Genomic DNA, 6863 nt, shown 5'->3' with positions numbered 1-6863 from the left:
ATTAGAAATTGATTTTTTAGAAGGTGTGTTGAAGAAACTGGGCCGCTTCAACCACAAAAGTTAATCGATCACTCACTTCAGATTTCAGTATCTAAACAAGCTAAGTTACTGAAAGTCTCTCGTGGTTACCGATGGAGCTTATGACACCAAGCAATGCCGTCAGGTCATTGCAGATCGGCAAGGGCATGCGGTGATTCCACCTAGAAAAAATGCGAAACCATGGAAAGATACAAAGAGTAGCTCGCTAGAGCGAAATGAATTACTTCGAACAATTAAACGTTTAGGCAGGACACTATGGAAAAAATGGTCAGGCTATCATCGGCGAAGTTTGGTTGAAACTAAGATGCATTGCATCAAATTATTAGGAGATAAACTCAGTGCAAGGAGTTTTAATAGCCAAGTGAATGAGATCCATGCACGTGTAGCAGTCCTTAACAGATTTACGGAATTAGGTCGACCACTGACCCAAGTTACGCCTTAAATTTGGCTCAATTAGGGGCGCTTTGCATTTCAAATCTTTGTGCAACAAAGCCCTGCCGAAGTAGATAGTCTTTTTCAAGTCACTGAAATTGAAGACTTGAAGTTTGTTAAAGAAACAAGTACTTCGGCCACCTATAAAGTAAAAGTTGGAGTAATTAGAGGTGGGCATATCACATCTTCTTGTACTGTAATTGCTACATATGATGACTCGGCAGGTCTGATTGATTGGGAAATCCCATCGGAATGTCATGATTTTTAATGTTGTAATTGGAGATTAGTACATCAACTAATCTCCATTATGCTTACAAGAAATTTCTTTTCTTAACTAGGGTCTGTTGACATTTGCTGTATAAAAAAATAGCGAGATAGTAAAATTCAATCGCTAAACCAAATTCACTACTCGCTATGCCTCGTACAATGTTGAATGATCAACACTGGTCTAAGTTAAAAGCTATTGTCCGCAATTTTAATATTTATCTCAAATCAAATTTGAGAAATTTTTTTGAGGCAATCCTATATCGTATTAGAACAGGATGCCCTTGGAGAGATTTACCCGAGGTCTTCGGGAATCCCAACTCAATTTTTCAAAAGTATAATCGTTGGTCTAACAAAGATAAGCTAATGAAAATATTTAAAATATTCTCAGAGAGCGCTGATCGTGAATGGATATTTGTTGATGCTACTCATGTTAGAGCACACCAACATTCAGCAGGAATCCCTGATCAAGATATTTCAAAAAGTGTTGGGGGTAATAGTTCTAAAATCCACTTAGCTGTTGACTCTCACGGTAACCCGATCGAATTTATTATTTCAGATGGAACAACCCATGATGTCAAAGTTGCCCCTATTTTAGTCGAACAATTAGATTTAACTGACACTGAAATGGTCTGTATGGATAAAGGCTATGATTCTGAAACATTAAGAGAGCAGATTAAAAATAGAAGTGCTAAAGCGAATATACCGAAGAAATCAAACACAAGATCAAGTAATGATCATATGGACTGGTATTTATATAAAATCAGACACTTAGTTGAGAATGCATTTTGTCGTTTGAAGCAATTCCGAGGAATTGCTACACGGTTTGATAAACTAAAGCGAAACTTTCAAAGCGCAGTTGCCTTAGCTTGTATTTATCTGTGGCTGCCTTTGTGAAATGTCAACAGACCCTAAGTTAATTTTATCAAATATTCTTATTAAGAATTCTAAATTGAGGGAAATTTAGATATATTAACATGTACCATTTTTCACAATAGATATTAGTTCTTTTCTATAACTTCCTGGATCATAAACGTCAGTAATTTTACATCCTTGAGCATCACATTTCACATCAAAATCAACATGAAAACTTTCTCCGAAATTTTTAGCCTGTGCGCGTACACGTCCATTTGGTAGTACCGAGTACTTTATTTTATTAGCACGAACATCATAATCATTGCCCGGAATAAGCACTTGACGCACCCATTCACACATATCTCCTTCATGACGATCTGCAATAGCATCTCGCTTCTGAATTAGTAAGCGCAATTCTTTGGATGCATGTAGCTTTAATACATCAATCCCCATCAAGTCTTCATTTAAGTGATCTTCATATACTTTTTTAACAAAATTTATTTTTTCCTGCTGAGAGGAGTTGGCATAGCCTGTACCCGAAGATAAAATGCATAATGCAGTTAGAAAAATTTTTAATTTCATATTTTACTAAAGTATTTGATATTTAAAATAAATATTAATGTTTATTAATATTAAGCACAAGAAAAATTTGCATATTTGTATAACAGCGTGGCGTGAAGCTTTTTATAATAATAAGAGGATCATTTTGAATGCATGTAATAGCCACTTTGGTTTATAAGAATATTTGTCAAAGTGTCCATCTTTAATAAGAATGGGTGTCTAAGTAATTATTGATTTTTCAACTATCCACGGCTTTGTTGCACAAACCTATCTGTAAAGGCTTATATAGCAATATAATTCTCAAATGAATAAGCCCGCACCTAAAACCTATCGCACAACCAATTGGTCTTCTTACAACCGAGCTTTGGTGAACCGAGGAAATATCTTGATCTGGTTTGACCCGACTACTCAATGGTATGCACAACCCAAAGGCAAACATGGTAGAAATCAAACTTATTCTGATGGGCACTGTTGCAAATAGAGATTTGAGTCGATGATGTTCCCTTTAAAAAGTACTTAGAGACCGAAAACCCTGTTGATTAGACACACTTCACCCTGAGGCTGACCATAATAAAATGACGATGCTTGTCCTTTACGTAGTGCACGCATGACTTCAATACCTTTAATTGTGGCATAAGCCGTCTTCATAGATTTGAATCCTAATGTGGCCCTGATGATCCGCTTTAGCTTGCCATGATCACATTCAATCACGTTATTTTTATACTTAATCTGCCTGTGCTCAAGGTCTGGTGGACATTTACCTTCCCGTTTTAACCGTGATAAAGCACGTCCATATGTGGGTGCTTTATCCGTGTTGATCACTTGTGGAATTTGCCACTTCTTCACATTATTTAAAATTTTTCCAAGAAAACAATATGCTGATTTGGTATTACGTCTAGAAGAAAGATAAAAATCAATGGTATCGCCACGTTGATCGACTGCACGATACAGATAAGACCATCGTCCATTCACTTTTACTTAGGTTTCATCAATATGCCACGAGCTCAGATCTGTAGGATTACGCCAATACCAGCGTAAACGTTTTTCTATTTCAGGAGCATAACGTTGAACCCAACGGTAAATAGTCGTGTGATCAACATTCACACCCCGTTCGGCCAGCATTTCCTGCAGTTCACGATAGCTAATGCCATGTTTACAATACCAGCGCACAGCCCAAAGAATGATTTCGCCCTGAAAATGCCGACCATGGAAAGGATTCATATGCTACACCTTTAGCTAAAACAGTCTTCAGCTTACCATTCGTGGTTATTTGCAACAGTGCCCTTTCGCTGAACAGGCCTTAAAACTTTTTTAAAAGTGCATCTTGCAAGATGTCTGACTTTAGCCGCTCATCAGCATGCATGCGTTTTAAACGGGCATTTTCAGCCTCAAGTTCTTTAAGCCGCTTCATCATTGAAAGATCCATGCCGCCATATTTGGACTTCCACTTGTAGAATGTAGCAGAGCTCATACCATGTTCGCGGCACAAGTTCGGGATGGGTGTTCCTGCTTCAGCTTGCTTCAAAATACTCATGATCAAGCTGTCTGAATACTTAGATATTTTCATAGAAAATCTCCTTAAATCAAGGTTATTCGATTTTCTACTTTTAAACGCAATTATTTTTTAGGGGGGATTACCCTGTCACATTAACAGACAGTAGCCAAGAGAACTTATTCTACAAATATTTAAGTAATAAAGATTTTGAAAAAGTAGTAATTCAATAAATATTGTAAATAACAAAAGCCCCTACTTTTAATTGAGTAGGGGCTTTACTTATTCATGATTCTTCTTGGCCATATAAAGCAGCACATACAACATACAGAATCCTTTCACCCTTTGAGTCAGGTATTACAGGTTCATATTGAGGTGAACGAAAAACATAAGAGTCAATTAACTTAGTTTTCTTATACGCATAGTACGCAAGCAACCCTAATTCGTTTGTCCTACATTTAACTCCATATTTAACTAACCTATGATCACCAACACTCAAACCATCTTTAGATAAATCTGTATGAACTACCATCTTTAACCAAACTTCCGCTTGTTCCAGTGTTTCATAAGTCTTTACCGTACGGTCTGGGTCTATATAAGTAACAAATTCATCATCTTTACCCCATTCCATCCAATCAGCTTGAGCTACAACAGGAACAGCAACAAGTAAACTAAGTAATAATTTTTTTAACATAACTTACCCCTCATAAGTAACTGAATTATAAAATCTGATCACATTAAATCACATGCAGAAAGTAGCCGTTTCGACTTCATTACGTCCTCAGTTGACGCACTAAAATCCTAAAACTACTTCTTATAAAAATAAGGGGATGAATCGCCATTATTCTTCTAGACAAATTCCATCTCTTTTCAAATATCGATAGACAGCCTGTCGGCTAATACCAAATGCTTTTGCCAAATCAACTTTCGATGGATACTTCCCTTCTTTCCAGGCTTGTCGTAAGGCATTAGCCTGGTCAGGATTCAATTTATCTACCCGACCTTTATATTTACCTTGAGCAGCTGCAATTTTAATTCCCTCTTTCTGACGTTCAAGAATAATCTCTCGTTCAAATTGAGCAAAAGCTCCCATTAACTGCAACATCAGATTATCCATCGGAGTGGCCTGAGCCGTGAAGGTAATATTCTCTTTCACAAACTGGATGGCTACTCCCCTTTTTACAAGTTGATCAACTTCTGTGACCAAATCTTTTAGACTACGAGCAAAACGATCCATCGAATGAACAATAATCGTGTCTCCTTCACGGACATAACTAAGCATTTCCTGAAATTTAGGACGGGCTGTATTTTTACCTGAAGCTTTATCGACAAAAATTCTGTCGACTTCAATTCCCTCAAGTTGGCGTCCAATATTTTGGTCAATAGAGCTGACTCTGACATATCCAACTTTATGACCTTTCATATTGTTCTCTACTAGACGCCTATTTTCGATTATTGTAACTAATGAATATTAGATTTAAAAGATACATGTAACGTATGGATAAATTTTATTTAAATGAGACATAAATTCTAGAGGCTTTCTAGTGTTGCGTTAGGGCGTACTCTATAGTTACATAATTCGTGATTTAAAGAGACCTAGAAAAAGAGAAATGGTATTTATTTGAGCTAATCAAAGTTGAGAAACTTTAGAATTCTAGCGTTAGTCAAATTTTAAGCAGCCAAAAGCTATATTCTATGAGGTTTTAGCCAATTCAAAAATTAGATAAAACTATACTTTCGCAAGAGGTCTTTTGATTAAATAATAAGCGTGGAACGTGAAAAATCATAAAAAAAGCCCACCTTGGGGAAGATGGGCTATCAACTAGAAACTACAGCATTGATTTCTAAAGAGAATTATAACCCTTGTTTTCGTATAAGGTGTATTATGTTAATTTTAGGGAAATTAATCAGTTGATGAAAAATGAAAATAGGAATTTTTTGGTTTTTGCAAAAGCAAGTTATCGGCATAGCTCATCCATTCAATTTAAATGATGCAGATTCAATAGGCTTAATTGATAGTCCATATACACATGTCGATTATTGGAAAAATATGCAAAGTGTATACCCAGAACTACGTCATTATGAATATGAACAGATTCCAAGGGGTAGGGTAATTTTCGACGCAAATAAAGGAAAAGCAATCGTGTATATGGACAAAAAATTATTTAACACAGTAACAGCCACTAAAATTTATGATTTCTTTGATATAGATTCAGAAAATGCTATTCCAAGAAAAGATCCTCACTATCGTACTTAATTGTTTAATTTAGGCTAAAATGAAATTCTCTTTTAATAGGGGTATGAAGATGAGAAAGCGTTTAAAAGATTATAGCCTTGATCAAGTTTCAAATCGCCAAAAGGTTTCAGGTCAAGTATTACCAATTCAATTTAGCAATGATGAAGCAACAAAACGTGTTGTGATGCACAGTGCTAAACGAGTTATTAAGCAGCATAAAGCAGAACTTCAAGAGCTTGCTTATAAATGAGTTTGATTAGCTCAACATTCGTGATCGCTGTACATGATGAGATCCTATTACAAACTGGCGTGGGGCGAACAGGCTGTCATATTGAAAAGCTAGAAAGCGTATTAAGCCGTATAGATCAGCAGATGTATTACAGCAATGTAAGCGACATTTTTGAGATCGCAGCATGGTTTGGTATTGCTATCTCAAAAGGTCATGCTTTTGTTGATGGTAATAAAAGAACTGGTTTAGCTGTAATGCTGACTTATCTAGAAATTCAAGGTGTTACCATTCAGGAACAAACAGGTTTAGATGATTTGATGGTCGATATTGTTGAATCACAAGAAGAACATGAATTGTTAGCCAAAATTGTGGCTGAATTCTTATACGAGCTTTCGATAATTTAAACTAAGAAATCAGAATCTGAATATTTGGATCATCGATATTCGATAAAATATTCTTATAAATTAAATAATTTTCATCCTCTCGGCAGATAAAAAATACTTCTGCAACATGATCATATTGAGGCAACATAGAGAGTATGGTGCCAATCGCAATTTCAGCAGCCTTTTGAGGTGGAAAACCATAAACACCTGTACTAATACATGGAAAAGAAACAGTGAGTGCATGTATTTCATTAGCTTTGAATAGTGCATTACTATAAGCATCACAAAGCAATTGTGGCTCATTGTGTTCGCCATCTAACCATCGTGGTCCAACCGCATGAATAAGGTATTTAGCAGGCAGATTACCTGCTG

Annotated in this window: 9 protein-coding genes and 4 pseudogenes; 7 read left to right on the top strand and 6 right to left on the bottom strand. The window is 36.1% G+C overall.

Going from position 1 to position 6863, the window contains the following annotated elements; all coding sequences use genetic code 11:
* Positions 1-121 precede the first annotated feature (121 nt).
* The 3 genes and pseudogenes from FTU83_RS16580 to FTU83_RS16570 all read left to right on the top strand — a co-directional run.
* A pseudogene (locus FTU83_RS16580) lies at positions 122-481 on the top strand (IS5 family transposase); the annotation flags it as partial.
* Positions 482-520: 39 nt separating this feature from the next.
* Positions 521-739 carry a hypothetical protein gene (locus tag FTU83_RS16575; protein ID WP_180107373.1) on the top strand — a complete coding sequence of 73 codons (219 nt, stop codon included), beginning with the start codon at positions 521-523 and terminating at the stop codon, positions 737-739.
* A 146-nt stretch (positions 740-885) separates the two neighbouring features.
* Positions 886-1632 carry an IS5 family transposase gene (locus tag FTU83_RS16570; RefSeq protein ID WP_180008798.1) on the top strand — a complete coding sequence of 249 codons (747 nt, stop codon included), beginning with the start codon at positions 886-888 and terminating at the stop codon, positions 1630-1632.
* Between the two features lie 75 nt (positions 1633-1707).
* Here FTU83_RS16570 and FTU83_RS16565 read toward each other — a convergent pair whose 3' ends face one another.
* Positions 1708-2172 (bottom strand): hypothetical protein, encoded by a 465-nt coding sequence (locus FTU83_RS16565; protein WP_086196708.1) that lies wholly within the window; start codon positions 2170-2172, stop codon positions 1708-1710.
* Positions 2173-2455: 283 nt separating this feature from the next.
* Here FTU83_RS16565 and FTU83_RS16560 point away from each other — a divergent pair.
* Positions 2456-2626: pseudogene (locus FTU83_RS16560) on the top strand (IS5/IS1182 family transposase); the annotation flags it as partial.
* A 41-nt stretch (positions 2627-2667) separates the two neighbouring features.
* Here FTU83_RS16560 and FTU83_RS16555 read toward each other — a convergent pair.
* The 4 genes and pseudogenes from FTU83_RS16555 to FTU83_RS16540 form a co-directional block, all read right to left on the bottom strand.
* A pseudogene (locus FTU83_RS16555) lies at positions 2668-3372 on the bottom strand (IS6-like element IS1006 family transposase).
* Between the two features lie 85 nt (positions 3373-3457).
* A pseudogene (locus FTU83_RS16550) lies at positions 3458-3718 on the bottom strand (transposase); the annotation flags it as partial.
* Between the two features lie 211 nt (positions 3719-3929).
* Positions 3930-4337: a surface-adhesin E family protein gene (locus FTU83_RS16545; RefSeq protein WP_180107375.1), complete on the bottom strand. Its 408-nt coding sequence runs from the start codon at positions 4335-4337 to the stop codon at positions 3930-3932.
* Between the two features lie 147 nt (positions 4338-4484).
* On the bottom strand, positions 4485-5066 hold the full coding sequence (locus FTU83_RS16540; protein ID WP_180107377.1) for a recombinase family protein: 582 nt from the start codon (positions 5064-5066) through the stop codon (positions 4485-4487).
* Positions 5067-5564: 498 nt separating this feature from the next.
* Here FTU83_RS16540 and FTU83_RS16535 point away from each other — a divergent pair, with 498 nt between their 5' ends.
* From FTU83_RS16535 to FTU83_RS16525, 3 genes are read left to right on the top strand one after another with little or no spacing between them, the layout of a single operon-like run.
* Entirely contained in the window at positions 5565-5900 is a 336-nt protein-coding gene (locus tag FTU83_RS16535; RefSeq protein WP_035363642.1) for a hypothetical protein, read from the top strand.
* Between the two features lie 49 nt (positions 5901-5949).
* Positions 5950-6129: a hypothetical protein gene (locus tag FTU83_RS16530; RefSeq protein ID WP_016658770.1), complete on the top strand. Its 180-nt coding sequence runs from the start codon at positions 5950-5952 to the stop codon at positions 6127-6129.
* Positions 6126-6512, top strand: a complete 387-nt coding sequence (locus tag FTU83_RS16525) for a type II toxin-antitoxin system death-on-curing family toxin (protein ID WP_004769969.1) — start codon at positions 6126-6128, stop codon at positions 6510-6512. The genes FTU83_RS16530 and FTU83_RS16525 overlap by 4 nt, the downstream gene beginning before the upstream one ends.
* Position 6513: 1 nt before the next feature.
* Here the strand turns inward: FTU83_RS16525 and FTU83_RS16520 are convergent.
* Positions 6514-6863, bottom strand: a 350-nt coding sequence (locus tag FTU83_RS16520; RefSeq protein WP_180107379.1) for a macro domain-containing protein, incomplete at its 5' end; no start/stop codon positions are given.

The sequence above is a fragment of the Acinetobacter sp. YH12152 genome, assembly GCF_013418285.1.
GTDB lineage: Bacteria > Pseudomonadota > Gammaproteobacteria > Pseudomonadales > Moraxellaceae > Acinetobacter > Acinetobacter amyesii.
This window is presented reverse-complemented; position numbering and strand designations above follow the sequence as displayed.

Excerpts from the sequence above, each read along its gene's own strand:
- FTU83_RS16530 (WP_016658770.1), top strand. The coding sequence starts at position 5,950 with ATGAGAAAGCGTTTAAAAGATTATAGCCTTGATCAAGTTTCAAATCGC.
- FTU83_RS16525 (WP_004769969.1), top strand. The coding sequence starts at position 6,126 with ATGAGTTTGATTAGCTCAACATTCGTGATCGCTGTACATGATGAGATC.
- FTU83_RS16540 (WP_180107377.1), bottom strand. The coding sequence starts at position 5,066 with ATGAAAGGTCATAAAGTTGGATATGTCAGAGTCAGCTCTATTGACCAA.
- FTU83_RS16565 (WP_086196708.1), bottom strand. The coding sequence starts at position 2,172 with ATGAAATTAAAAATTTTTCTAACTGCATTATGCATTTTATCTTCGGGT.
- FTU83_RS16535 (WP_035363642.1), top strand. The coding sequence starts at position 5,565 with ATGAAAATAGGAATTTTTTGGTTTTTGCAAAAGCAAGTTATCGGCATA.
- FTU83_RS16545 (WP_180107375.1), bottom strand. The coding sequence starts at position 4,337 with ATGTTAAAAAAATTATTACTTAGTTTACTTGTTGCTGTTCCTGTTGTA.
- FTU83_RS16570 (WP_180008798.1), top strand. The coding sequence starts at position 886 with ATGCCTCGTACAATGTTGAATGATCAACACTGGTCTAAGTTAAAAGCT.